This window comes from Methanomicrobium sp. W14 (assembly GCF_017875315.1).
Taxonomy (GTDB): Archaea; Halobacteriota; Methanomicrobia; order Methanomicrobiales; family Methanomicrobiaceae; genus Methanomicrobium.
Genome location: NZ_JAGGMM010000003.1, coordinates 219,702 through 246,388, shown reverse-complemented (window position 1 = coordinate 246,388; position 26,687 = coordinate 219,702). Strand labels below are relative to the sequence as shown.

17 protein-coding genes, 1 tRNA gene and 1 pseudogene are annotated in these 26,687 nt (G+C 43.1%); 4 read left to right on the top strand and 15 right to left on the bottom strand.

All coding sequences use genetic code 11. From position 1 onward, the window contains the following. Positions 1–100 precede the first annotated feature (100 nt). The 11 genes and pseudogenes from J2128_RS10435 to J2128_RS10385 all read right to left on the bottom strand — a co-directional run. Positions 101–1,477: a PAS domain S-box protein gene (locus J2128_RS10435; RefSeq protein ID WP_209691338.1), complete on the bottom strand. Its 1,377-nt coding sequence runs from the start codon at positions 1,475–1,477 to the stop codon at positions 101–103. A gap of 156 nt (positions 1,478–1,633) precedes the next feature. Then, positions 1,634–3,484, bottom strand: coding sequence for a dipeptidase (locus J2128_RS10430; RefSeq protein WP_245323616.1), 1,851 nt, complete (start codon positions 3,482–3,484; stop codon positions 1,634–1,636). A 153-nt stretch (positions 3,485–3,637) separates the two neighbouring features. Further along, a complete protein-coding gene (locus tag J2128_RS10425; RefSeq protein WP_209691336.1) occupies positions 3,638–5,395 on the bottom strand; it encodes a radical SAM protein in 1,758 nt (585 codons plus the stop codon). Continuing rightward, positions 5,392–6,075 carry a class I SAM-dependent methyltransferase gene (locus tag J2128_RS10420; RefSeq protein ID WP_245323614.1) on the bottom strand — a complete coding sequence of 228 codons (684 nt, stop codon included), beginning with the start codon at positions 6,073–6,075 and terminating at the stop codon, positions 5,392–5,394. The genes J2128_RS10425 and J2128_RS10420 overlap by 4 nt, the downstream gene beginning before the upstream one ends. Positions 6,076–6,243: 168 nt before the next feature. Beyond that, entirely contained in the window at positions 6,244–7,311 is a 1,068-nt protein-coding gene (locus J2128_RS10415; protein WP_209691334.1) for an ABC transporter ATP-binding protein, read from the bottom strand. Next, the gene (locus tag J2128_RS10410; RefSeq protein ID WP_209691332.1) at positions 7,311–8,150 is read right to left on the bottom strand and encodes an ABC transporter permease; all 840 of its coding nucleotides are present in this window, start codon (positions 8,148–8,150) and stop codon (positions 7,311–7,313) included. The genes J2128_RS10415 and J2128_RS10410 overlap by 1 nt, the downstream gene beginning before the upstream one ends. Further along, on the bottom strand, positions 8,125–9,003 hold the full coding sequence (gene modA, locus J2128_RS10405) for a molybdate ABC transporter substrate-binding protein (protein WP_209691323.1): 879 nt from the start codon (positions 9,001–9,003) through the stop codon (positions 8,125–8,127). Before modA ends, J2128_RS10410 begins: the two co-directional genes overlap by 26 nt. A 186-nt stretch (positions 9,004–9,189) precedes the next feature. Further along, on the bottom strand, positions 9,190–9,945 hold the full coding sequence (locus J2128_RS10400) for a response regulator (RefSeq protein WP_348632407.1): 756 nt from the start codon (positions 9,943–9,945) through the stop codon (positions 9,190–9,192). A 372-nt stretch (positions 9,946–10,317) separates the two neighbouring features. Further along, positions 10,318–12,381, bottom strand: coding sequence for an acetate--CoA ligase family protein (locus tag J2128_RS10395; protein ID WP_209691321.1), 2,064 nt, complete (start codon positions 12,379–12,381; stop codon positions 10,318–10,320). 195 nt (positions 12,382–12,576) lie between these two features. Then, the gene (locus J2128_RS10390) at positions 12,577–16,263 is read right to left on the bottom strand and encodes an SbcC/MukB-like Walker B domain-containing protein (protein WP_209691319.1); all 3,687 of its coding nucleotides are present in this window, start codon (positions 16,261–16,263) and stop codon (positions 12,577–12,579) included. A 144-nt stretch (positions 16,264–16,407) separates the two neighbouring features. After that, positions 16,408–17,535: pseudogene (locus J2128_RS10385) on the bottom strand (exonuclease SbcCD subunit D C-terminal domain-containing protein); the annotation flags it as partial. Positions 17,536–17,868: 333 nt separating this feature from the next. Between J2128_RS10385 and J2128_RS10380 the strand changes: the two are divergent. The 4 genes from J2128_RS10380 (at position 17,869) to J2128_RS10365 (ending at position 22,013) form a co-directional block, all read left to right on the top strand. Continuing rightward, a tRNA-Ile gene (locus J2128_RS10380) sits at positions 17,869–17,941 on the top strand. A 299-nt stretch (positions 17,942–18,240) separates the two neighbouring features. After that, positions 18,241–19,206, top strand: a complete 966-nt coding sequence (locus J2128_RS10375; protein WP_209691315.1) for a transglutaminase domain-containing protein — start codon at positions 18,241–18,243, stop codon at positions 19,204–19,206. A 135-nt stretch (positions 19,207–19,341) separates the two neighbouring features. Continuing rightward, positions 19,342–20,178 carry an FHA domain-containing protein gene (locus J2128_RS10370; RefSeq protein ID WP_209691313.1) on the top strand — a complete coding sequence of 279 codons (837 nt, stop codon included), beginning with the start codon at positions 19,342–19,344 and terminating at the stop codon, positions 20,176–20,178. Next, the gene (locus tag J2128_RS10365) at positions 20,175–22,013 is read left to right on the top strand and encodes a serine/threonine-protein kinase (protein WP_209691311.1); all 1,839 of its coding nucleotides are present in this window, start codon (positions 20,175–20,177) and stop codon (positions 22,011–22,013) included. The genes J2128_RS10370 and J2128_RS10365 overlap by 4 nt, the downstream gene beginning before the upstream one ends. Before the next feature lie 25 nt (positions 22,014–22,038). Here the strand turns inward: J2128_RS10365 and J2128_RS10360 are convergent, their stop codons facing one another. The 4 genes from J2128_RS10360 to J2128_RS10345 form a co-directional block, all read right to left on the bottom strand. Then, complete coding sequence (locus J2128_RS10360; RefSeq protein ID WP_209691309.1) at positions 22,039–23,532, bottom strand: NEW3 domain-containing protein; 1,494 nt, start codon at positions 23,530–23,532, stop codon at positions 22,039–22,041. Between the two features lie 7 nt (positions 23,533–23,539). Beyond that, complete coding sequence (locus J2128_RS10355; RefSeq protein ID WP_209691307.1) at positions 23,540–24,652, bottom strand: ABC transporter permease; 1,113 nt, start codon at positions 24,650–24,652, stop codon at positions 23,540–23,542. Further along, positions 24,649–25,581, bottom strand: coding sequence for an ABC transporter ATP-binding protein (locus J2128_RS10350; RefSeq protein WP_209691305.1), 933 nt, complete (start codon positions 25,579–25,581; stop codon positions 24,649–24,651). The genes J2128_RS10355 and J2128_RS10350 overlap by 4 nt, the downstream gene beginning before the upstream one ends. A gap of 544 nt (positions 25,582–26,125) precedes the next feature. Continuing rightward, the gene (locus J2128_RS10345; protein WP_209691303.1) at positions 26,126–26,650 is read right to left on the bottom strand and encodes a hypothetical protein; all 525 of its coding nucleotides are present in this window, start codon (positions 26,648–26,650) and stop codon (positions 26,126–26,128) included. Positions 26,651–26,687: the final 37 nt, after the last annotated feature.

Genomic DNA, 26,687 nt, shown 5'->3' with positions numbered 1-26,687 from the left:
TTTAATCTGACTGATATAGTCCGGGCAAAACAGCACTGAAAAAAGTTTAAGTTTTGGAAGAATGCACATTTCATGCATTGAACAGTATAAGCATATTTTTTTACTTCATGTCGCTTTTTTCGCAGTTGAAATTATAGTGCTTCCTTAAGAAGTCCCTTATTTTCTCCGATTCAAGCCATCTTTTGTCAAGCCTGTTTACAAGCCTGTCGATGGCTTTTATCTGCTCCATTACCTCATTATAGTATATGAAATTTCCAAGGTCGATGTAACCGAGTATCGTCTGGAGAGGATTTCTTATTTCGTCGTTTAGAATCGCAAGCTCCTCAAAATTTCTGTTCAGCTGGTCGATAGCTATCTTCTGCTCATGCTTCAGTTCTACAAGGTCGGTTATATCCGTATATATTGCTGCGAACTGGTCTTTTCCCGGGCTGTAGACGTGAATCTTGTGGTACTGCCTTAAAGCAGGGTTGTAGTCCGAAAAATTTTCGGATTTGCCTGTCTTTGCTACACGCCCGTATCTTTCTATTATCTCCTTTCTTCCGCGTGGGAATATTTCAAGAAACGTTTTTCCCTGTATTTTTTCCGCACATAACCCGGTCATCTTTTCAAATGCGGGATTAACGTTTAAATACCTGTAATCAACGGGATTTCCGTCTTTACCGGTAATTATTTCGTGAAGTGCGAAAGCGTTTGTCATTGTCGTGAAAAGGTCTTTGTACTGTTTTTCACTCTCCCGCAGTGCCCTTTCAGTCTCCTTTACAGATGTTACGTCAAGGACTGATTCAACAGCTCCTTTAATATTTCCTGAATTGTCATAAACCGGGTATCCGGCAATTTTTAAGCATCTGCCGTCAGTGCTGTACTTCTCCCTGACAAAACTTTCCCCTGTGTTCAGAATTTCATGCATTGTACACCGGGTGCATTTTTTTTCGTTCGGGACGTCAAGTATGCAGAAATTGTTTTTTGAAGGACTGCATGATGTTTGCAGTGACTGGCATTCTGAATTGTATTCGCTTCCTGTTTTGTGTGAAAATATGCAGATTATGTTTTTTTTGTTTAATTCCATCATTCCTGCGCATGATTCTGCAGCGTATACTGTATTGTCTGATCTCCTGTGTCCTGTGCTATAGCTGATTACACCGCCGCTTTTATGCAGTTTTTTCCATAATACCGGAAATGAAAATTTTGTTCTCTCTCCTGGTCTTATATCATCAATTTTTTTCCGTTTTATCTCTTCAGGCAGATATCCAAGGTTGTCGCATGCTTTTTTGTTTGCAAATATTATTTTTTTCTCTTTGTCTATCCAGTATACTTCTTCGTGAACATTTTGAAGTGCTGATATGCCCTGAGCTGTTATATGTTCATTTTTTTTGGACAGTGCACTCCTGGTTATTGTATAGTTGTGTCTTTTATTGAAATCAGGATTGTCTTCCTCTTTTCCTGACCTTTCTGTTTCGTCGGGATGGTTTTCTGACATATCGCGTTTAAAATATTGCGTAATTAAGAATATATAATTAGAGTCCCTGTTTAAAAGAGGTACTCTACCACAATATCCTTAAAAAGCGTATTCTGGTATTTTTTTGAGAAAAATAATTAAAAAAAAGGTTATTTTTTCCTCAAAAAGTGAAAAATTTCAATCGTTTTTGATTTGCTTAAGGATCTCCCCGAATGTTGAGTCTTTTGGAACTGATACTGTTTTGCCGGTATAAGCAAGTCCGGGTGTGTCTTTAAGCTCTTTGAAGAAGTATGTCCTCGGACCATACTGGTAACCGGTATTGTCGCACCACCAGCCAGGATATCCGTTTTCCTCAACTTTTTCGGTCTTTGGGTCTGTTACAAGCCCGTTGGAATATTTGACAATCATCTTTTTCGTAAGGGCTTTCCATTTGGATATGATTTTGTCGCCACGTGTTACGGAAAATTTCGTCATAAGTTTCTCAGCGTTTTTTCTGTCGCCTTTTTTAAAGAGTTTTCCTGCTTTTTTGTCAGTTTTTTCAAGTTTTGAGAGGGAATTCGCTTCAATTTTTTTCTGTTCCTCAGAAATATCCTTTATCATGGCGTCGTACTTCAGCATTGCCCAGTTTGTAAGAAAGTCAAAAGTCCAGTATGCTGCATCAGGGTCATACTCCAGGCGGTCTCCGCGAGAGTATGAACCGGATATCTTATGTGAATTTGCGTATACGGGGGCATAAACTGTCTCGTATGCTACGGCAGGACCAAACCACATAACTCCTTTGAGTTCGTCCGGAAGGTCAGGTCTTATCTCTGTCATGTAGCTGTATGAGCAGAATATCGCGGATATCGGTCTTACGTTTACACCTGCACGTATTTCCATTGAATTTTCGTTCATGAAACTGGTGTGCGCATCCATAGGGCCAAGGTAGCGGTAAGGGTTTCCGAACGGTCCTGCCGCCTCACCTTTCGTAAGGTCGAATTCGGTTCCTTCATAATGGTCCCTGAACATGTTGAGGGCCTGCGTAAATGTCACTTTTTCGTCCGGCTTAAAAGAGAACGGGTAATCACGCGTGTATGTGTCTTTCACGTACGGGCTCAGGTTAAGAGACGGTGCCAGGGTACTCTCAAGTCTCCAGATTCTCATAAGAGAGTAATAAGGGTGCGAATACTCCCCGTAACTTACTGTAGAAAGCCAGTCCAGCTCCCCGTCAGAAGGTTTCCACAGCCCGGCCTTTTCAGCGTTCGAAAAAAGGTTTTCAGAATAGATGATATCCGGGTTGTCCTTTTCCACTTCCCTTATCCTGAACTCGTTTGCAGCGACGAATATTTCTCCGTCCGGAATCTTTATGGCGACCCAGAGGCCTCCTGTGTCCCCGGCGGGGTTTCCGCACATCTCTATGACCCAGGCTTCGTTTTCGTCGGCAAATATCAGGGTCTCGCCGGTTCCGTAGTACCCGTAGTCGTCGATAAGCTTTCCCACAAGCTTAACGGCCTCTTTCGACTTTGAGCACCTCTCAAGAGCTATGTTGGACAGTTCAGACGAGTAGAAGATGCGTTTTTTCTCTTCTGCTCCTGGTTCATGTTTTGCATAATCGGTGCATTCTGCGCTTACCAGGTTTTTTTCGTTGATTATTCCGTAAGAGGCCGTGTAATACGCGTAGGTGTGGGAAATCTGGTCTATGTAGCCTAAAATTTTCCTGTCGCTTCCGCCGCCCTTGTCTCCCGCTGCATCAGACCCGCTGTTCGGGTCGAAGTAGACCGGCCTTTTGGAGTTTTTTTTGTGGTCAGCCGCCGGGACGTATGTGAGGAATATTCCGTCACGATTTCTCCAGTCTTTTCCGACGCCGTCGTTTGTATGACCGGCGTAGGTTTTTCTGTCCGAGGACGCGCCGGGCGTTACAACATAGATTGTGCACGCTGAAGCCGGATTCGGTGTACATATTAGCGACAGCAGCAAAATCAGAAGGCCGGCTTTGAATCTGCTCCTAAAAAAGCCCTTAATGTTTTCCATAATCCCAAAAGAATTCATGAGTTAAAATAGAGAAATTGAATATATATATTTTTACGATACTGTGGGTTCACCCGCAAATAAAAAAATTTGATAAGTCTTGACATATCCCCTTTAAATATATTTTCCGGCCTTTTTTCATATTCAAAAAATCCGGAAAAAAGATATCGGGTTTTAACCGGTCCGGCCGACGGACGGAGATGAGAAGTCCCTGTTCCGGACGATTTCTCCTGTTTCTATTCCGTAAAACTTTTTGTAGAATTCCTGCTGCTCGTATTTAAGGTCAAACGAGAAAATTTCAGGATGAATTTTGTTTGCTATGTACATAAGCCCCAGAACCCATCTCGGGCTCCCGAAGTCCCACCCTGCCGGGACGTTGTAGACACTTCCTGATTTTACCGCTTCGACTGCGATGTTGTGCTTTTTGCAGTAGTCGATAAAGTCGGATGCAGGAGAACTCAGAAATCCTGATATGAATATCTTTTCAGGGTTCATACTGTTTAGTTCGTCAGCCGATATGTTGACTCCGGGCTTGCCCTTTCTTTTTATCGTCTTGTTTACGCACCTGCCCCCTGCCGTTTCCACAAGGTTTGTCTCAAACCTTTCCGCGTTTAGGGCGAATAACGGGTATCCCATCGAGTAATATACGGAGGGCCTTGAACCGGACTTTTTGCTCTCTGATTCTATATAGTCGACGCGGGTTTTTATGTGGTCTATGAGTTCTTCACCTTTCTTCACCTTCCCTGAACGCCTGGAAAGTTCTTCTATGAGGCCAATCCATGAGTCTATGCCCTGTACACGGTCGTGAAGACCCCGGATAAAGTCTTCTTTGATTATTTCTCCGAGAATCTGACCGAGTTTTTCATCGTCATTAACGCCGAGTGCAACAAGGACGGCATGTGCCATCTCAATAGCTCTTGTAGTCCTGTAGCCTCCGAGCATCCCGTATTCGGTATACTGGGATTCTGAGATTCCACCTTTTAGCGGTGCCCTAAACCCGCATTTACATATCGCGTTTTTTGCTGCATCCGAGACCCGGCATCCCATGGGCCCGTAAAATTCCCTTTTGATGATTGTCCTGCCGCATTTAGGGCAGACAGTGTTTAAATATTCAGTTCCCGGCGAGTTGAAAAGGTATGCGTAGTTGACAATTCCTCTTATCCGTTCGGTTATATCTTCTGCCTTCTTTATTGTCGGTTCAAGTCCGGGCTGTGCATCGCCGAACGGAACGAATCTCATGACCTGAACCGGAATCTCCTTTGATATTTCAGATACCTTTTCTGCGGCACTGATAACCTCGTCTTCCGAGCCGTTTATGTACATCGATGATACCTCGACGTGGACACCCGCTTCTTTCAAAAGCCTGATGTTTCTGAATACAGGTCCGGAAGACTTCACACCGCATTCTTTGTATCTCTCATCGGATGACCCCTTTATACCTACGTTTACGAAATCAAGCAGGGGGATTAGTTTTTCAAGTGCTTTTTCGGTGAAATACCCGTTTGTCGAGCACCCGACAAAAAGTCCTGACTTTTTTGCCTCTTTTGCAAGTCCCGTAAATGTATAATAGGAGACTATGGGGTCGTTTAAGCAGAATACGATACCTTTGCACTCCTCTTTGAGCGCCATTGAAACGACTTTTTCCGGGGGCACCCGCTTAAGGGCGCCTGATACCGCCTTCGGGTGTGAGGCAAGCATCTCGGAGATGCAGCCCCGGCACGAAAAGTTGCACCCTGATGTGCTCACCTGAAGTACCTTCGATTTCGGTGCGAAGTGGACAAAGGGCACGGTTTCAATCGTTACCGGGAGGAGCGTTAAGTACGCGTCCGGAAATTTTTCTACAATATTTCCGCCTGAATTTGTGTACATCCTGCATTTTCCGCTTTTATCTTTTGGAATTTCACAAAGGTTTTCACAGATTTCACATTTCATGGCAGGGCCCCTGGCGTCTCTTTTGAGATAATAATCCAGAAGCCGTTTTCTTTGGTGTTTATTTCATATGTAACACCGATGTTTTCAAGTGCCGTCTCAAAGCGCTTTTTGTTTTCTTCCGAGAGATTTTTCTTCCTTAAATCGCTCCATTCCGGGTTTAACCTGTCCATCTCGCGGCAGACGTTTTCAAATATCTCCTCTGAGCCGAACCCCCCGCCGATGTAAGTCTTTCCGCCGGGCTTTAATACCCTGTAAATTTCCCTGAAGGCTTTGTTTATGTCTTCCCAGAAAAACATCGACCCCCTGCTTATGATAAGGTCTGCGTAATCGTTGTCAAGCGGTATTTTGTGGACATCGCCGTGCAGAATGCTGATTTTGCCGGAAAGTCCTGCATTTTTGATGTTCTCTTCCGCTTTTCTCTGCATCTCGCGTGAATTATCAAAAGAGATTACATTAAGGTCGGTTATCTTTGCGACTGCAATTGCAAGCGAGCCCGGGCCGCTTCCGAGGTCGATGCATATGCCTTCTTTTATCTTCAGCTCTTCGACAAGGTTTTTCGCGATTGCCGGGTATACCGGTGCAAACACGGTCTTTGAAATGTCGTTCATCTGGTTTGCGGATTTTTTTCCGAATTTTTTCTTTCCCTGCATATTTATCTCATCTCTTTTTTGGGTAACCATTTTCACCGGTTAACCTGGCAATATTCAATACAATCTATTAACTGTCGCCTGAAAAAAGAAAAATCATTTCATTTTTACCTGAAAATTGGTTGAAAAGAAAAAAAGTAAAATATTAAGCCTGTTATTATTTCTATTTTGAAAATGCTGTCTTTTTTCTTTTTATAGCAGTCAGGAGGGGAACACGTTGATTGCGGGAGCTTTGAATATTACGTATATTTCCTGGCCTGTATGAAGGTTTAAGTCCTCAATGCTTTTATGCGTCATGACGCCAGTAAACTGTATTCCGGCGTCCACGATAACTCTTGAAAGGGGACCGTTCCAGTGTATTTCTGATACGGTTCCTTTAAGTATGTTTCTTGCCGAAGATTTGACAGGTCCTGTTGAAAACAATATCTCCTCAGCCCTGATTCCCGCGATGACATCCCCCGTTATATCTGTTATGGCATGAAGGACAACATCTCCTACATGAATTTCTGTGTCTTCGGAGGGCCCTGTTCTTTCCGCGTATCCTCTGAATATGTTCTCCATCCCGGTAAACTGTGCGACAAACCCTGATGCCGGTTTTTTGAAGACTTCCTCAGGTTTTCCCATCTGTATTATCTTTCCCTTCTCAAGGATTGCAACCTTGTCTCCGAGCTCGATTGCGTCCGAAAGCGTATGTGTAACCACTATGCACGGTATATGCTCCGCTTTAATCCTGTGGTGAAGTTCGCGTCTCATTTCAGCCTGCATTCTTACGTCGACTGCTGCGAGAGGCTCGTCAAGGAGGAGAATACCGGGCTTTAAAACAAGAGCCCTCGCAAGTGCCACTCTCTGCCTCTGTCCCCCGGAGAGGTTTCTTACGTTGACCGGCGAGTACTCGGATATCATCATAGTCTCCATCTGCTCGTTCACAAGCATTTCAATCTCGTTTTTCGGGACGTTTTTGAGCCTGAGGCCGAATGCGATGTTGTCAAACACCGACAGGTGGGGAAACAGTGCATATGACTGGAACAGGTGGCCTGTGCTCCTTTCGTCCGGGGGAACGAAAATTTTCTTCTCTGATGAATAGTAAATGTCGTCTCCGAGTGCAATTTTTCCTGATTCCGGCGTGAGAAGACCCGATATAATATTTAAAATTGTGGATTTGCCTGCTCCGTTCTCACCTATTAATACCAGTGTTTCACCGTCGGACACGCTGAAGCTGACGTCCAGACGGAAATCACGCAGTTTCATATTTACATCGACAGAAAGCATCAGACACCTCTTTTTGTAACGTATTTTACTGTAAGGATGACTGCAAAGGATATTGCAACCAGAATTATCGAGAGACTTATAGCTTCATCCATACTACTCTGCATCGTCGTATATATTGCAAGAGGCATCGTCTGCGTTCTTCCCTGATAATTTCCAGCAAACATTATGGTTGCACCGAACTCTCCCAGAGCCCTTGCAAAAGAGAGAATAGACCCGGATACAAGTCCAGCCCACGCAATTGGAATTGTAACCTTTGTAAGGACTTCAAATTTTGATGCACCGAGGGTTTTTGCAGCGTTTTCATAGATTATGTCCACTGCTTCGAAGCTTGCCCTTGCCTGCCTTATGTAGAAAGGCGATGCGACAAAAACCTGTGCAAAGATTACTGCAAGAGTTGTGAAAGCTATCTGGATGCCGAATGCATCAAGGTATACACCGAGGACGCCTTTTCTTCCGAATGCCATGAGAAGGGCAAGACCCGCGACTGCCGGCGGAAGCACTATCGGAAGGTCGGTTAACGTGTCGACGATATTTTTTCCCCTGTAGTTTGTCCTTGCGTTTATGTATGAGAGGGGTGTTCCGAGAAGAATTACGATGACTGTGCTTATTCCTGCTGTTGTAAGGGAGAGAGAGAGTGCATCGAGTACTGCAGGCTGCTGCAAAGCTTCAATAAATCCCTCCGGCGTTATCTTCAGAAACAGCGACGCGACGGGAAGAAGTATAAAGATAAGAAACAGCGTTAAAAGAGCAAAGACAAGGAATGTTACTCCCTGTCTTTTAATCTTTCTTTTGTCTATACCGGAGGCTTTTTTTTCACTCTGGAATTGGGTCGAATCCATAACTCTTCAGAATAGCACTGCCTTCATCGCCTCTGACGAATTCAATAAAGTCTTCGGCTTCGTCCTTCTGTTTAGAGTCTGCAAGAATACCAAGCGGGTATTTTGCGAGTACGTTGTATTCTTCAGGTATCTCTATCTGAATTATCTTGTCGCCGTAGTCCTTGCTTACATCGGATTTGTAGACGAATGCAGCGTCAGCTTCGCCTAAAAGAAGCTTCGGAACGACCGTTGAAACCGACGTCTCTTCTGAGATTACATTGCCGTAGACCGCATCAACGTAGTCCTGGCCGTATTCGGAGCTGTTTGCCATCTTCCCAAGGATCTGTCTCGTGTATGACCCGAAAGGCACGTCCTTTGTACCCATTACAATCTTGACGCCGGAGTTTGCAAGGTCTGAAAGGTTCTGTATTTTTGCAGGGTTGTCTGCAGGCACAATTACTGCAAGAGAGTTTTCAAGGAAAAGCTGGACAGTGTCGTTATCCATGTAGCCCTCGTCTACGAGAGCGTTCATGTGCTTCTGGTTTGCGGAAACAAATATATCAGGCTGTGCGCCCTGCTCAATCTGCGTCCTTAAGGCCTGGGACCCGTCAAATACATTTTCAACGTTTACATTCTCGTTTTCCGCCATATATTTCTCGCCGACATCGGTGAAAGCACCTGTAAGCGATGCTGCCGTAAACACGGTGAGAGTTATCTGCTCTGCCGATGTCGTCTGCACAGGCGAAGCTGTTGGAGCTGTGGTCTGCGTAGGTGCGGCTGTTCCCGTCCCCGTCCCTGTACATCCCGCAAATGCAATTGCAGCGACTATCAGGAGAACAGGGATTATAATTGAAATTTTGCTGTTTAATTTCATCAGAATCACCTGAATTTGATAACCAGTTTACAACCTAGTATTTGTAAATAGACACTATTTAAAGTAACATTATCATATTCCCTATAGTAAATAATGTTAATTTGACTGAGTTTATCTAAAAAAACCCATGTTTTTTTCGTTTAACGCCGGGTCCGTCTAACTGTTGTTTAAGCAGGATTTCTGTTTTCACAATTCTCCCTTTGATTTCATGTGAACCTTAAAAAGCGTGCCTATAGGATTCTGGAATGAGTCTTTTACCACAAGAGAGCTTGCAAAGACTGTTCTGAAATTTCCGCTGGCAAGTTTTACGGCGATTTTGGACTTTTTGCCGAAGAAGTTGCTTTCCCGGACTGCATTTTTGAATGTGTCCCTTATAGGCTGTTTTGTATCCAGGTCGTAGAAAAGGAGGTATTTGTTGATGGAATCAGTTGCCACATCACATATTTTGCGGTTGATCATATGCTCTGCGTAAGGGTTTATGAATATGATTCTTCCTGCCTCGTCCAGGAGGAAATATGCGTCCATCTCGGTAAGGGACTTGTATGCAAGAACTGCGGGAAGTTCGTAGCTTTCTTTGGACGATCTTTTCAGCTGTGAGTTTTTTACTGCTATCTCGATGTTTGAATATATGTCGTTGGCGGTGAACGGCTTTATGATAAAACCGGAAGGGGAAGATTCCGCAGCTTTTTTAAAAATCTCGTCATTTTCTTCCCCTGATACAAAAAGCACCGGAATTTTGAACATTGACGTTATGTATTTTGTCGCAAGTATTCCGTCTATTCTTCCCTCAAGCTGTATATCCATCAGGATAAGGTCCGGGAGATGTTTTATCGCCATTTCTATGGCTTCTTCTCCTGTGGAGACTCTTCCTGCGACTGCATAATGCTTTTTGGAAAGCAAATCTCTGATCAGGGCTGCAATAAGGTTATCGTCCTCGACGATCAGAATTTTTTTAATACCCTTTTTGTCCTGTCCGTTAATTTTTATTCTCCCCTCGCTTGATTTTTGGCGGATTTAAACCCTTATAAGTTTTCTTATTCAGGCATAACCACAGAAAAAATGAGATGCAGTAAGTGTTTCCCTAAATTTTTTTGTTTCTCATGTTATGCATAAGTGCTTATCCTATGATATATTGTATGTATTCCCTGAACTATAAAATAAATCCAAAACTGAAGATAGCAGAAATTATGGGTAAGTTAACCTAAAGTCACAAAAAGTCCTGCGGAATAAATATTTTTTGGAACAGAAAAAAGCGGGACCTCATTTTAAAATTATTTTTTACCGGACTTTTCAGTATTACCTGTAATTTTTTAATTATTTTCCCGGGGTATTATTTTCACTGAAAATTTTCAGTTTTCCTGCTGCCTTTATGCAGTCTCCGGCCGATGAAAACGCATCTGCAAGCTCCGAAAAGTTTGGTACATGGGCCTCGTTTAAAACCCTTATTCCCTGCATCATGCTGTCTCCGCCTATAAGGCACCCGATTACCATATTTTTTGTCTGGGACGAAAACCTGACAATCTCCTTTGCAAGTCTTACTGGTTCGATTGACGTTACGGGCGCTGCGGCAACAAAAGCAATGTCCCACTCGTTGTCATGCTTCATGAGCACATCCAGGGTTTCCGCGTATCTTTTCGAACCTGCATCTCCTACCATGTCTATCGGGTTTTTGCCGCTCCAGCCAAACGGAAGAATTTTGTCCAGTTCGTATTTTATTTCGTCGCTTAAATCGATAAGGACAATCCCGTTGTCTTCTGCGTAGTCAGCCGAAAGAACCGCAAATCCTCCTGCACTTGTTATTACAACGGCACGGTTTCCCTTTGGCCATCCTTCGGATGCCAGAAGACCTGCTGTCTGAAAAGCTCTTGTGACAGAGTATGCCATGACAATTCCGGTTTCCATGAACGCTTCCCTGTAGATTTCCCAGCTCCCCGCAAGGGAGCCTGTGTGTGAACGCGCAGCCTCAGTTCCTTTTGCCGACCTTCCGGATTTTATTGCGACCATGGGAAGGTCTTTTATTGTCCTGCCTGCCCTTTTAAGAAACTCCCTCCCCCTGACTATCTCTTCTATGTATAAGACGGCAGCCTTTGTCCTGTTGTCCCCGGAAAGCATATCCACGTAGTCCGAAAATTTCAGGTCGGCCTGGTTTCCGACCGAAATGACTGATGAAATCCCGACGTCACCGGTGATGCTTCTGTCCGCGACTGCCGAGATTATCGCACCGCTCTGGGATATGAACGCAACAGGGCCTTTTTTGGGAAGCGCCGGACCGAACGTCGCATTGAGACCTATTCCGGGTATCATGATTCCGAGGCTGTTGGGTCCGGTTATCCTCATATTGTATTTTCTTGCAGTTTCAAGGACCTCTTTTTCAAGTGCCTCACCTTTTTCTCCTGTCTCCTTAAACCCCGCAGAGATTATCACACAGAATTTAACCCCGGATTTTCCTGCATCGGATACTATTTCGTTCACTTTTCTGGCAGGGACACATATTATGACCCAGTCCGGAGTTTTTTTGATGTCGGAAACTTTTTTGAACGCTTTTCTGCCAAGTACCATATCCCTGCCGGGATTCACGGGGACTACCTCTCCCTTAAACTCCAGGAGGTTTTGCATTACATAGTATCCTACCTTTCCCGGAACAGGGGATGCACCCGCAACCGCTATCGTTTCAGGCATGAAAAGGTCTTTTGGAATTTCACTGCCGTATGTTTCGGGAGCCTTCTTTTTCATGCTGCTGTCGGTTATAAATCTTGCATCGACACATACGGCCTTAGTTTCGCTTAAAATGACAGGGTTTATGTCAAATGATACTATACTTTCATCTGATTCAAAAATTTCCGAGATTTTAAGTATTGTACCGGTAAGTGCATCAATATCAAGAGGTCTCAGTCCGCGGAATCCTTTTATTATAGCTGAAATCTTTGTTTCGTCAATCATTGACCTGACTCTTTCCCTGTCAAGAGGGACGAGGCGGAAAGATACGTCCTTCCAGAGTTCTACCTCGGTTCCGCCCTTTCCGAAAGACATCACCCTGCCAAACGAGGGATCGGTGACTCCCCCTATTAAAACCTCGGTCCCTGAAGGCACCTGCTCGGAAATCATCACACCGTTAATCCTTGCTTTCCCTGCATTTTTCTTCACTCTTTTAAGAAGGGATTCGTATTCTCTGATTAACGCTGACTCATCCGGTATATCAAGGACAACACCTCCGGCATCGCTTTTATGTGAGATGTCAGGTGAGGATATTTTCAGGGTGGCAGGATATGGAATTTTTTTTGCCGCATCAATGACCTCTTTTTTGTTTTTGGCAAAAAAATAACAGGGAACAGAGATCCCAGCCTTTTTAAGAAGGGAATAGGCTTTTGTTTCAGGCATGAGTTTTTGAGGCATAAGGCTTTATGATGATTTTTTACCTTATCTAATTAACCTGTGTCTTTGGCACTTAAGTTAACGGCAGCGTCACGGGAACACACAAAAAAATATTTTCAGCCCGGCAGGAAATAAAAGATTTTATAGAAAAAAGGATGTTTTAACCGTTTTTTAATTTTGGTTTTCCCCGCATTTTGTGTTTTATCTTCTGTTGCACCCTGGACCTTTGAGGACGCTTTTTCCGCCCTGTTTTTTTATGACTTCTATTTTTGTCGGGATTCTCTGCTTTATTGCAGGTACATGCGAAATTATCCCTATCAGTTTTCCGTCCTGCCTAAGCCCGGAAAGTGTGTCAAGAGCCGTATCCAAAGCCTCGTCGTCGAGTGTCCCGAAGCCTTCGTCAAGGAACAGCGAGTCTACGCGGACATTTTTGCCTGACATTGCGGAAAGCCCGAGTGCCAGTGCAAGGCTTATTATAAAGCTCTCTCCACCGGAAAGGTTCTTCGTTGACCTGACTTCTCCTGCCTGGTAGTTGTCTATTACGCAGAGGTCAAGCTGTTTTTCAGGGTTCTGGACAAGGATGTACCTGTCATTCATCTCTTCAAGGCGGAGGTTGGCCTGCGAGATTACAATCCCGAAAGTGAGACACTGTGCAAAGTTTCTGAATTTTTTTCCGTCAGATGACCCGATAAGCTCATGAAGCCTCTCCCACCTCAGGTAGTTTTCCTTCTGTCTTTCGCAATTTTTAAGCTGTTCAGAGAGTGTTTTTCGTTTTCTTTCATTTTCTGAAATTACGGAATCAACTGCCCCGATTTCTGATAAAATCCAGTTTCTATCGTTTTCCGCTTTTTCCTTTTCAGCCTCAATTACAGGTGCCTCTTTGTCGGTCAGGGCTTTTTTTGCCTCGCTTTCATATGCCTTTTTCCTTTCGGAAAGCATAGCCTCCGTTCTGCTTTTCATCCCTGAGATTTCGTTATGTTCTGTCTCGAGTTTCTCCGTTTCAGCCGGTGATAAAAGAGAGTCAAGGAATTCTTCTTCGTCCTTAAAGCCCGAATCACAAAGTTTTGAGTAAAATCCGGCTGATTTTTCTTCAAGTTTTTCTGAAAGGGAATTAACTTCTCTTTCAAGTTCACCTTTTCGCCCTGATTTTGATTTCAGCCCGGCTTCAAGGTTTACCTTCCTGATGTTCAGGTCAAAAACCGTTTTTTCGGCACTGGACAAAAGCTCCTGAAATCTTTTTTTCTCGTTTTCAGGGTCTTTATCTCCGTAGATATCGAATCTTTCCTTTTTCAGTTTTAAAAGCCTGTTTAGTGAAGTTTCAAGTCTGCTGCTGTTTGCCCCTGTTTCCCTCTCCGTTTCTTCCAGTCTTTTTTCCGCCGATTCTATATCCTTTGAAAGTATTTCCGTATCTCTTTTCAGTCTCTCCTTTTCGGAAGTCTTATCCAGGAATATGTTCTTTCTCTCTTCAAGGATTTTCGGGACATCAGACAGGTTTTCAGTAATTTTTTCCCGTGAATCCTTTCCGAAGAATTCTGAAAGAGTATCTTTTAAAAATTCTGTGTTCTCTGAAATTTTTTCTTCGGTTTCATTCAGCTGTGACGAGTACGAGGACTCCTCTTTTTCGAGGCTTTGAAATGCGTTTTTAGAGTTGTCATAGTCCTTTTCGCAGTCATAGACGCTTTCCCTTGCCAGGACATATCTTTTATCTGCCTCTTTTAATTCTTTTTCAAGGTTATCTGCCCCTGAAATGGTTTTATTAAGGGAGTCCAGTTTTTCTGAAAGCTCTGAATGAGCTCTTTTATAGAAGTCATCCTCTTTAATTTCAGTCGGGTCGATGCCTATTTTTTCAAGCTCTTCTTTTTTCGCAAGGAAGGTCTTTTTTGCTTTATCTTCAGCTTCTGATATTGCATTGTTGTTTCCTTCCGACTCGGTCTCAAGCCCTGCGTATTTTTTGTTGTTTGAAAGAAGCTTTTCCCTGAGAGATTTTATCTTTGACTTATGTTTTGTTATGTCAGATTCCGTTCCTGAAAGTCCGGGGAGGGTATTAATGTTCTTAGAATAGGGATGTTTTGTTGAGCCGCAGAGAGGGCAGGGTTTTCCGTCAAATAAGTTCTTTCTTTCTTCCCTGAGACTCTGCACTTTTGCAGCGAGGATAAGCTTCTTTTCAAGCGCTGACATAACCTCTTCAAGCGTTGTTATCTCCTCTGAAACTGCCCCGGCAGCCCTGAGTAACGTGAGTTTTTCCGTCTCAATTTCCAGGTTTCTTTTCAGAAGAGACTCCTTTTGGATGTTAAGCTCCTTAATATTATTGTCTGCTGCGGTTGTTTTTTCAAAAACCGACAACTCTCTTTCAAGCCTGGATTTCTCTTTTATAAGTGATTCCGGATCGTTTTCCCCGCAGACCCTTTTGATTTCGTCCGATATTTCATTAACTTTTGATTTTGATGTTTTGCGCTCCTCTTTTTTCTCTTCAAGGGCAGTTTTATATTTTTCAAGCTTTTTCAGGCATTCTTTCTTTTTAATTATTGTTTTTTTCAGGCTTTCTTTTATTGCAGAGGCCTTTTTTTCATAATCGTACAAGGATGATATTCTGCTTTTTATAACACCTAAATTCTCAAAAATAAGTCCGTCTACGGCGTTTATTTCAAGGTAATCCAGAATTTGAGACAATCTTTTCTTTTTTATGTCGTATTCCCTTTTAAAATTTTCAAGACTGTTTTCATATTCCTTGTGCTTTTCGGAAAGTTCGTCCTGTTTTTTGCTGTATTCCCGGTATGAGATGTCTTCCCGTTCCGTTCCGGCGTCCAGAACATTCACGGCCTTTATTATCTCCTCTTCTTCGGAGTATCTTTTTTTCAGGAGGTTATGTTCTTCGTTGGCACTCACGTGTTTTTTGGTTATTTCAGCCAGTTCTGTGCCGGCATTTTCGATTTCTATGGCAAGTCCTTCATATTCTGATTTATTCCTTTCATAAAGCTCTTTTGTGCTCTTGTAGTCCCTGTATGACCCATCGGCTTTAAGCGCACTTTTCGCTTTCTCAAGCCTTTTTAGGTTTCCGGAAAAATTCATTTCCTTCTTAAGGACTGACGCCCGTTTTTCTTCAAGTCCTGCTATCTCTTCCCTGGTTTTGTCCATTCCGGAGATCCAGAGTAGGTATCCGGAAAGCCTGTTCAATGTGGTTGAAAGCTCTTCCGCCCTTTTTCTTTTCTCTTCTTTCTCTTTCAGAAGTCCTTTTTTCTCCTCATCCGAGATGAGGGTGACCGCACCTGCCTGTGCGTTTAAAACCGATAGTTTTTCTTTTTCCTCCCTGGTCTTTTCGTGCACCTTAACCGATATTCTGCTGTAGATTTCCGTTCCTGTAATCTGCTCGAGAATGGGTGACCTGTCGGCGGGGTCTGCGTTGAGAAATACCGCAAAGTCTCCCTGTGCAAGCATGACCGAGCGTGTGAAACGCTCAAAATTCATGCCTGTCAGGTCTTCTATACGTTTTAAAACGGTATTTCTTGAGGTCTCAAGGATTTTGCCCGAATCCGCATCCGAGATTTCATGCTTTGGAATCTGCAGGTTTCCGTCAGGTTTTGAGTATGACCTCTTCTGGCTCCAGTGGCACCTGAACCTTCCTTTTGCGGACCCGAAGATAACTTCCGAGAAGCATTCCCCTGTTTTTCTGGACATTATCTCGTTTGAACCCTGGGAGATTTTGCCAAGCCTCGGGGTCTGTCCGTAAAGCGCAAGGCACACAGCGTCCAGAATAGTGCTTTTTCCGGCACCGGTAGGCCCTGTAATTGCAAATATCCCGTCATTTGTATATTCCGGCAAAGTAAAATCAACTGACCATTCGCCGTAGAGGGAATTCAGGTTTGAAAATCTCAGTTTCAGTATTTTCAAAACTTATCAGCTCCGGGATTTCAGGCTTTCCTGGTCATATTCCCATTCTTCTCCGTCGTCTTCCAGAACCAGCCTTAATGCTTCGTTAAATGTCTGCCTGAGTTCACCTTTCTGCGAACCGGAAACGCCGGATGATTCAAGGCATCTTTCAAAAACTTCGGATTCCGTGAGGCTGTCAAGAGTCTCGCCTTCAGCCTCCCTCAAAAGGATTCCGGCAGAAAGACTCTCGTTTTTGATTCTTAGTATCTCAATGCGGGAATTTTTTGCCATGTCAAGGATAATTCCCCTGAGGTCTCCGTTCACCGTGTTCCCTGTGTATATTACCTCGGCCCACACTGGCTCTCCAGAGAGTTTAAGTTCAAAGATTTTGTCCCTGATGTGGTCCGTATCACCTTTAATGGACTCAAGTCGCCTGAAAACAGGAACCTGGATATCCCTGATGTCCGTTATGCCGCCAGAGAATTCCACGGATACAACGGTCTTTTTCTGTTTTGCTTCAGAAAAGCCGACCGGAAGAGGTGATCCGCAGTAGCGCATGTTGTTGCACCCGAAAGCTTTCTGGGGGACATGGAGGTGTCCCAGGGCAAGGTAGTCTATGCCGTCGGGAAAAATGTCACTTCCGACATTTTCAAGGTTTCCGACATATATCTCCCTGACTCCGTCTCCTTTTACCGTCGTCCCCCCGGCTGCAAAAAGGTGTCCGGTGACAATAAGGGGCATTTTTTCTCCGCCCGGACTCCTTTTTTTTTCTGCTGTGCGGACGACGGCGGAATAGTGCATCTTTATCCCTTCAAGCATTTTTTTGGATTTGTCACCTGGCGTTTCGTTGTCACCTGCTGTTCTTATGTCCTTTTCCCTGATGTAGGGTACTGCGCAGACCACAGCCCCTGTTTCTCTGCCGTTTTTGTTTATTATGATGACTTCGTCCTCGGGATTTTCCGAAACGTTTCCGATGACATGGACATTTAAAACCCGGAGAAGTTCTTTCGGCGCCGTTAAAAGGGAGGGAGAATCATGGTTTCCTGCCGTGATTATGACATTTTCGCAGCACGACAACACTGACACCCTGTACAAAAAATTGTAGTACTGCTCAAGCGATTTGTTTGAGGGTGTTATTGTGTCGAATATGTCGCCCGCGACTATCAGGGCGTCGGCCGATTCGCTTTCTATTATGCCGAGAAGCCAGTCCAGAAATTTTTCCGATTCCAGGTACCTGTTTTTTCCGTACAGCCTTTTTCCGAGGTGCCAGTCGGACGTATGTATTATCTTCATCCGTTGTCCTGCGCTTTTTTATACAACAAAATCCGGTGGTTTTACCATGGGTTTAATCTCATTTTGATCTCTTATTGCAGGCATAGGATAGGCAATTCCCTGAAAATTTTCTCTTAATCTCTTGTGGTTTTATGAAAAATGAAAAATCCACGTGTTCTGTTATGCCTGTAACTGTAGCGGGGTAATCCTTTCAGCCGCTGCTTTTAACCTTTAATCTCTTAATTATATTATAATAAAGCCGTGCGGTTTGAAAATAAATCCGGGAAATCTCCCTGAACAAATTCACAACATATAATAACCTCCAAAGTCAATTTATTTAGGCAACACAAGGGAGGGCCCGTAGCATAGTCGGTGGTGCACCCGGCTGATAACCGGGAGGTCGTGCGTTCGAGCCGCACCGGGCCCACTAGATTCTTGATCAAATCGAATTTCACAGATTTCTTTTAACAGATTTTTTTGATACAAAATTGCATCAGACCGGTAAGGGTTTACAAAATTTTATTCTTATCGGCAGAGATTTTAGTGGACTAATTTTATTTTTTATTTTACTGTCTCAAATGAGATTTTCCTATGAATTGTTGAGGATTAGATAATTAATTTAACTACCAATTGACTGTTCTGCATCATGTTGATTATATAAAGATGTGTATTTATATAAAACTAAATAGTTAATACGGATGTGACACTATTCACATTCATTGTAATATGTTTAATAAAGAACCATTTGTAGTGCCGCATGAGACAATCTGCATAGATGGGGAATGGTTTGATCTTGAAGACATTGTACACTGCGTGATAGAAGGGCAGGAATATATCTGGCTTGATGATCAGTGTTATGAATTAAATGACTCAGTCCTAGGTGATCCCGTTGAAATCAATGAAGATTATGAGGATGAAGATGACGTACCTGAACAGTATGAGCCTCCGCGATCAAGTGGGTGTTTAACAAAAATTGCTATAGTTTTGGTTATTATCTTCATTTTAGTATTAGCGGGGCCGGAAATAATGAATACTCTGAATTATGCAGGCAGTGCTGTCAGTAACGTAGATGTCAGTCCTGTTCTGTCATCGGTGGCTGAGACCGGAGACAAATTGTCCGAGTCAGTCTGGAAAACCAAGACCTCAGATGTAGTTGACGCAATGGATTATACAAATCCTACTACCAGAGATTATGCTCTGTCGCTGATCGATAAAGAGCACGGGGGAAATTATAATATTGAGCAGATTTGCGATATGTGGGAAAAAATTGACGGACAGTGGACATACGTAAACGATCCAAAAGGTGATGAATATTATTCTCCAGCAAGCAGAACAATAAATCTCAGTTTGAAGGGAGACTGTGACGATTTTGCTATCGTTATGGCATCGTCTCTGCTTGCAATCGGCGGTACTCCACGGGTTATTCTGGCCAGTAACAAAAATAAGGCCGGACATGCCTATGCGGAAGTTTATATTGCAAAAAACAAGAAGGGCCTTCAGAAAATAGGAAATTATATCTGCAAAAGATATAACTGCAAAAAAATTGCATACAGAACCTCAGAGAAAAATGGACAGACCAGATACTGGTTAAATCTGGACTGGAGTTCAAAACATCCGGGGGGACCATATTACCAAAATGACGGAACGACTATTGCAGTATATCAGGACAAACACTGGTCGGAAATTACATGAATTATTCCTGAAACCTGGCATAACAGATTAATCTGATCTTACTATGACTAGGTATCACCTTAAATGAGACATTTTTGTTTTTTGTCTTCTCTTCAAAACCATTGATATATCCTGAATAAGAATATATTAAAGCAGATGAAATCTCCGGGCACCCTTGCCAACAGCGGCATTTCTGATGACCCTACGCTTGAAGACGGTTCTGAGCCGGGTTTTTTTGAAGAACTCCTGTCATATCTTCAGGCGATATCAAATCCCGTGAGACTTGAGATAATTCTTTTAATTGAAAAGCATCCCAGTTCGGTAAAGGAGATTGCCTCTCATATAAACTGCAGCTACGACAATGCCAAAAAGCACATAGAAAGACTTATGAAAACAGGAATAATCAAAAAAGAGGCAGGAGTCGGTTTTGAAACCTCAAAAGGCTCACTTCCGGTGTGGAAATATTCACTTATTCCCGGTGGGATGGAGTCTCTTATAAGGAGCCTGAACCTGTTTTCAAATCTAAATCTTAAGATAATAAGTGAAAAATCCGAAAAATGCCTTTTAATGTGCAGCAAAAAACTGAACAGCTGCTATGAAAAATTTCCGTATCTTGCCGTTCTCGGCGGTGATGACGACGGCAAATCGATTTTTCTTTTGTCAGACCTGGTGAAGATAGGAAGAGCTACCGGTGATTACGATTACAGCAGAATATCCGGTATTGTGGCTCTTTCAGGGTATTACAGGTCTGTTACAAGAATTGGTGGTTTTCACGCATGTTTTGTGCACCGCGGGGATTGCTGGTACTTTTCAGACCTCAAAAGTACAAACGGATCTTTTGTAAACCACAGGGCGGTTTCATCAGGTGATGAGGTAATGCTTTCAGACGGGGATATAATAGACCTCGGAAGGGGAAGGTACCGGGCAAGGCTTGTTTTTCACGGTGTGTGCAGCGATGTCGGAAATGCAGATAACCAAGGGGCAATTAGTTGAAGAAAAATGCATATGCCGAAATTGCAGTTGCCCTCGCCATTGTTATGGTAGTAGCGGCTGCCGTTTTTGTTCTGTCTTTTTCCGGGAATTCCAGCCTGAAATCTTCGCCTTCATATGTCACTGTGACATCAGGAGATTACACCGAAGACAATCCGGAAAGCTTCATTTTTTCAAATAACTCTTTAAATATATCAGGCTCCGGGGAAGGAATCTTTTTGGAGAACAGTCCGGCCAAAGTTGTCGTACATATCCTGAATTCACAAAAATTCAATGATTCTTTCAACGAATCAGGTCATAAATATGATGGAGGTCTGGATTTATATACAGTCCCTTTAGTTGATGTCAGCGTACGTGGAGACGAGTCACTTCTTAACAGCAGCTGGGCTGAAATATGGTACTCGGAGAATTCCGGATTTTTTTATTTCGCCCTTATAATCTCCTTCGTAATGTCGGCCGTGCTCTCCATAATTCCCAACAGGCATGAAAAAGGCTGGTTTTTTGGGGACCCGGCAAAAAAAATCCTGATAGCAGGCGGGAATATTCTCATAGCCTCACTGATGTGCCTTATATCATCAGGGCTTATCGAAAGCTCATACAGCATTTTTGAATTATCAGAACAGGGCCTTTTCATATGCGCAGGGCTTATCTTTACCCTGATATATGCAGCGGCCTCATCAATACTGTTTTTTGGTCTTACGATAGCGTCCGGAAAAACCGGGTATTCCCCGCATGCCCATTTTTTGTCCCTTGCAGGAGCAGGAATCTTTTATGCCCTGTGCCTGTCATCCGAAAATCCCGCACTCTATGGCATGAACCTGGTATATATACCGCTTCTTCTGGTTCTCTCGGCCCTTCTTGTCTTAGTACCGCGGTTTGTGCCGGTTTTTTCATCCGGCAAATCTACAAATGCGGCAAATTTTGAAAAAGGAGACAATACTCTTGTTTTCGATTCCGGTGAAAATACACCTGAAGAAAGGCAGCCGCTGTTTCCGAAGGAACTTTACAAAAATTACAGTGACGTCTCGATTGCCGGTGCCGGCGGAATTGCAATAGTTTTTCATGCAAAAAGAAAAGAGGACGGGCGTGACGTTGCGGTAAAGGTACCCATAAGCAGGGATGAGCTTACCGGCAGGTCATTTATACGCGAGATAGGAGTGTGGGAGAAGCTTAGGCACAAAAATATCGTAGAGGTCTACTCTGCAAATATTCTTCCCGTCCCTTACATAGAAATGGAGTACATCGAAAAGAATATTTCAGACCTTCTGGCGCATATTCCGGTTCTTTATGCGTTTGAGATAATGTGCGGGATTCTTGAGGGGCTGTCCTATGCCCACAAAAAGGAAATAGTCCACCATGATATAAAGCCTGCAAATGTCCTCATAGATTCAGACAGCACCCCGAAACTCACTGACTGGGGGCTTTGCAGGAGTGCATCTGACAATTTTGAGTGCTCGGGTATGGGATTTTCGTTTTTTTATGCCGCACCTGAGCAGATATTCCCCATGAAATACGGAAGACCCGGCAAAAAAACGGACATCTACCAGGCAGGCCTTTTGTTTTATGAAATACTGACAGGAAGAAAAGTCCATACCGGAGACATAATCGGGAAATTCTTCTCTGAGGATGAGAAAGAAGAAATAAAGCCTGTATCATCAGTTCTTTCGGACGATTCACTGAAACCCGCGGACAAAATAATCCGGAAATGCCTCGAAAAAGACCCCTTATTAAGGTATGATGATATAGAAAGCCTTCTTGAGGATATAAGAAGTCTTTACATATGCCTGAAAGGTGATAAAGACAAAGAAAAAACCGGAAAAAATAAAAAAAAGAACTGATCTTTTAGGAAATCAGATCATCATTTTATCTTCTTTCGTATTTTCTGTACATATAATAAACGCCTGCTCCGACTATAATTATCATCAGTATGCCGAAAATTCCTATGAGTGAGTTTTCCTTCACATCAATTCTTATGCTGTCAGAGACCTCGTTCTGGTCTGACACTACTTTTACGGTTATTTTGTATTCGGATGCGGCGATATTGGACGGCGGGACGACCTTTAAGAGTACTGTGTCCTTTTTGCCTGGTGCGATGCTTGGAAGAGTCTCCGGTGATGTCGTAACCTTCCATCCTTCAGGCGTTGAGACCTCTATTCTTACGTTTGTCAGGGCTACACCGTTGCCCTTGTTGAGGATTTTAACGGGAATTTCTACTGTTTCGCCTTTTGTCACCTCGTAAAGGTATTTTTCGGAGAATACTTCCAGGTCACTGCTTCCCTTGATTGTGGCCTTCAGGTTTGTCTTGTATGAGGAATTGTCTGAAGATATGACGTCTGATTTGAAGGTATAATCCCCTTTCGTCACGGAGTACGGGGGGATGACCTCAAAGAATACCGTTTTTTCTTCTCCTGCCTTTATGAAGACTTCAGAGACCTCGCTCGTGGAGTCTGCAGCCTCTTTGTAGCGGCCGTACCAGCCGTCAGGCATGTCCTCGTATGAGAGTGTGAATGTATCGTCGCTTTTTCCGACGTTTGAAAGCTTCATCTCAAATATAGGCTTGTCTCCAATCTGTGCAGTTACAACGGGGGCTTTCGTGTCGATATCAAGACCGAAATTCTTTCTTTCGAGCATTAAAGTGCCGACGTCCTCGGTGTACCCGCTCTGGATAACAACGTCATCCTTTTCGCGGCTCAGGTATCCGTCGTTTTCAACCAGGAGCCGGTATGTTCCCTGTACAAGCTCTGTCCTGACTTCTCCGTCGGATGTCGAGTAGACGACTGTAGAGGCATTGGATTTCCTGTCAGAAAATGCCGAAACTTTTGCACCTTTTATGGTGTCGCCCTGCTCGTTGACTATCTTAAGTTTTAGAACACCGTTTTCTCCTGCGTGTGTTTTGTCTATAATAATATAAAGCCAGAGTTTTGCATCGTCCAGTGAAACTCTCAGCTGGTATGTGTCAACCGGAGTATCTCCCGCGGTCTTTACCTCCAGCTGTACCGTATCGGATTCTCCCGGTTCAAGTGAGAGCCTGTCAATTTTCATATCATTCTTGATGAACTTGAACTCCCAGTCATTTTCCCCTTTGAAAGTGTCTACCCGAAGTTTTTTAGGGGTGTTGGTTCCGGCAACATTTTTGATGGTTATATCAAATTTAACCACTTCTCCTGCCTCTATTATCTGCCCGGGATATTTGCATGCCATGGTGAATCTGCTACTTGAGCCGCTGTTAGAACTGCTGTCATCTGCATATACGGGCTGGACTGCGGAAATTACCAGAAACAGAATTAAAAATGCCGTGAATGCGATGCCTTTTAGGTTCTTTTTGGATTTTATAGAAAAATATTGTGTGATTTTCATTTGAATCCTACCTGATATCCATCCTCATGAATCTGACATATGCAAGGCCGAAGAATACGGCCGGGAAGGCAATAAGTGCTATGAAATTTTTGGCAAGGTCTCCCATGACATCTGCTACATCAACTGTCTCGGGAATTGATGAATCGTCCTCGACGTTAAAGCTAATATCATACATATTCCGGTATATCTGAGGGTATGCTATGTACGATGATATATACTGAAAGTTGTTTGTAGGCGAGAGCAGGTTGAAGAAGTCCGATATTGCCTGTCGTTTTTGCCAGTATTCGTTTATTTTATTTTCATAATTCTGCCATTCGTCTGTTTCATAAGGGTTTTCATAGTATTCGTCATCCCCGTCTGATGATACAGCGTATGTAACCGAGGATAATGCACCCGTCGAAGAGGTTTTGAAGAGGCTTTCCGGTGGTTGTGGTGCGTCTCCTGCAAGGAGGTCCATAACAGAGCCGGAGACCAGGACCGGCAGAAGACCTGTCAGGAATATGAATATTATCAGCGTGTATATCAGTGCACTTCCGCTGTTTTCAGATACCGTGGACATGAACAGTGATATTGCAAAATACGAGAAAATCATCAGAAATGCCGCTATTCCGAATATCATTATGTATTCTATCTCTGAGACTCCGGGGATTATGCTGAATATCATAAGAAGGGCCACACACACCACAAATGTCACGATAAGAGCGAGAATAAGGGCTGCGACTCCTCCAACTGCTTTTCCGTTTATTACTTCATCGCGGTATATCGGGTGAGAGAGAAGAATCTTTAACGATTTGCTCTCCTTTTCACGTGTAATAAGGTCAAAGCCCATCGCAATCCCGAGAATTGCTCCCAAAGATGCAATTATTGTACCAATCTGGCTGAATATAGTCATGACCGAGGGTTTTGACCACATGTATGAGTATGATGAGTGACCGTTTTCCTGAGCTTCAACCTGGTGTTCGGCGTAGTTCTGAATTTGTTTGTTGTAGTCGAAAGCTCCTCCTATCATGCCGACTATCGTTGCAGTCAGAATAATTGCAAGGATTATCAGAAATTTTTTGCTCATTATGTGATCCCGAAACTCTTTTTTCGAGATCTCAACAAGACCCGCGGATTTCATGCCTGTGTTCCCCCTGAATTTTCATTGTAGTATGAGAGGACTGCATCCTCAAGAGTTGTAGAATCAAGGGCGAGATTTTTCAAAACGATACTGTTTTTGGTGAGTATTCCTGCAATATCGCTTCTGATATCTGATTTGGCGACAATTGAAGCGAATCTGTGGTCGTATTTATACTCTGCAGATATGATTTCAGAGTGTGATATTTCAGGCATGGGTGTTGTTGTCTCGATATTTATCCTGATTTCGCTGAGTTTCAGGCTTTCCTGCCCTGAAGAAAGTTCTTCCCATGTTCCTTCCCTGACAAGTCTTCCCTTCTGGAGAATTCCTATTTTTGTCGAGACCTTGCTTATCTCGGAGAGGATATGCGATGACACGAGAACCGTCCTTTCCTCTTTTGCAACATTTCGTATTATTTTCCTGTAGTCCGCAACTCCTTTCGGGTCAAGGTTTGCCGTCGGTTCGTCAAGGATTATGACTGACGGGTCATTGAGCTGGGCTTTTGCGATTCCAAGCCTCTGTCGCATTCCCTTGGAATAACCTCCTACGGGCTTTTTCACACCGTTTAGTCCTACCTGCTTTAAAAGCCCCTCAATTTTGTCTTTAAGCTCTTTCTCGGGAATTGAATAAAGCCTTCCGAAAAAATGAAGGTTTTCATAAGCATCCAGGTTGGAGTAAAAACCAACGTCTTCGGGCATATATCCTATTTTTTTCTTCACTTCAATCGGGTTCTTTGAGACTTCGGTTCCGTCTATCAGGCACTCACCCGATGTGGGCTGGATGAGTCCTGTAAGCATCAGTATTGTGGTGCTTTTTCCGGCACCGTTAGGGCCTAAAAGTCCGTATATCTCGCCTTTGTCAATATTAAGGCAGAGATTGTCAACAGCTCTTACGCCGTTGTACTCTTTTACCAGATTTTTTATATCAATCATTTGCTCTCCACACAAAATTTACGGTACACTTATGGCAAAACATATCCCAGTGATAATTTTCATGTTATGCTGCTGTCTCTGCGCCTGTAATAACTGAAAAAAATAAAAATTATATCAAAGAGAGTTCATTTGCAATTTTATTGTACACTATTATAATATTAAATGATTATTCATTTATAAATTAGTTAATTAAAGAAAATCCCTGTGTATAACCGGATGGTTATACGTATGGAAATGGAAAATTTTGCTGAACCCTAAAATTGTACCAGGGATTTTGATAAAAAAGCCGGGAAAATTATTGTGTTGTAAAAGTTGTTACATTTGTTGTCTTCCCGCATGCTTTCTGAAGAAGTATCTGTCCCCATCGCAGCTGCTATAAGAAAGATTATTACAGAAACTTTTGGATGCTGAATTTTCATTTATAATGAGTTTTTTCTGACAGTTCTTAGGTTATGGTTCTCTTCTTTACCAGGGATTGTCTGCACGGACAAAAATCTTAACAAAAAAGAGATATCAGGGGATTATACCCTGAAATTAATATTTTTTATTTCTCTAGAATAAACGAGACGGTTTTTTCAAGGGCTGATACAAGCTCTTTTTCATCATCAAGGTATTGTGCGAATGACTTGTAGAGCATGAAAATAATCTCTGTACCGTATATATCAACCGCTTCTTTTGAAGAAATTTCCTGAATATATGAGTCTGTAAGGATTTCGGTTGACGAATACATCACTTCTTCGAGACTGCCGTCTTCAGAGAGTGTACAGAACTGGCTCTGGACCTTTTTTGTCATGTCGTCAGGCCGGTAAGGCATGGGTTCTGTTTTTCCGAGGACAAACATTTTTTTGTCGCTGTAGATTTTGTCGTACATCTCGCCGTGCATATCGGTTCTTGCTTTGACAAGCATGTTTATGCCATGTTTTTTTACAAGCGGGGCCGCCTTTTCGCTCATTTTTTCAAGAAGCGCGGCACTGTTTTTCATGACTTCATCCGACAGTTTTTCTTTGTTCTTCTCTTCCTCTTCAATCTGTCTTAAAATTTCATTGAAGCCTTCTTCTATTGCATCCATATTGGATAGATCTATTGCTCTTATGCTATAAAAAACA

Coding starts and splice junctions, on each gene's coding strand:
- J2128_RS10435 (WP_209691338.1), bottom strand. CDS start 1,477: ATGTCAGAAAACCATCCCGACGAAACAGAAAGGTCAGGAAAAGAGGAA.
- J2128_RS10430 (WP_245323616.1), bottom strand. CDS start 3,484: ATGAATTCTTTTGGGATTATGGAAAACATTAAGGGCTTTTTTAGGAGC.
- J2128_RS10425 (WP_209691336.1), bottom strand. CDS start 5,395: ATGAAATGTGAAATCTGTGAAAACCTTTGTGAAATTCCAAAAGATAAA.
- J2128_RS10420 (WP_245323614.1), bottom strand. CDS start 6,075: ATGGTTACCCAAAAAAGAGATGAGATAAATATGCAGGGAAAGAAAAAA.
- J2128_RS10415 (WP_209691334.1), bottom strand. CDS start 7,311: ATGCTTTCTGTCGATGTAAATATGAAACTGCGTGATTTCCGTCTGGAC.
- J2128_RS10410 (WP_209691332.1), bottom strand. CDS start 8,150: ATGGATTCGACCCAATTCCAGAGTGAAAAAAAAGCCTCCGGTATAGAC.
- modA (WP_209691323.1), bottom strand. CDS start 9,003: ATGAAATTAAACAGCAAAATTTCAATTATAATCCCTGTTCTCCTGATA.
- J2128_RS10395 (WP_209691321.1), bottom strand. CDS start 12,381: ATGCCTGAAACAAAAGCCTATTCCCTTCTTAAAAAGGCTGGGATCTCT.
- J2128_RS10375 (WP_209691315.1), top strand. CDS start 18,241: ATGTTTAATAAAGAACCATTTGTAGTGCCGCATGAGACAATCTGCATA.
- J2128_RS10370 (WP_209691313.1), top strand. CDS start 19,342: ATGAAATCTCCGGGCACCCTTGCCAACAGCGGCATTTCTGATGACCCT.
- J2128_RS10360 (WP_209691309.1), bottom strand. CDS start 23,532: ATGAAAATCACACAATATTTTTCTATAAAATCCAAAAAGAACCTAAAA.
- J2128_RS10355 (WP_209691307.1), bottom strand. CDS start 24,652: ATGAAATCCGCGGGTCTTGTTGAGATCTCGAAAAAAGAGTTTCGGGAT.
- J2128_RS10350 (WP_209691305.1), bottom strand. CDS start 25,581: ATGATTGATATAAAAAATCTGGTAAAAGAGTACAACGGCGTAAGAGCT.
- J2128_RS10345 (WP_209691303.1), bottom strand. CDS start 26,650: ATGGATGCAATAGAAGAAGGCTTCAATGAAATTTTAAGACAGATTGAA.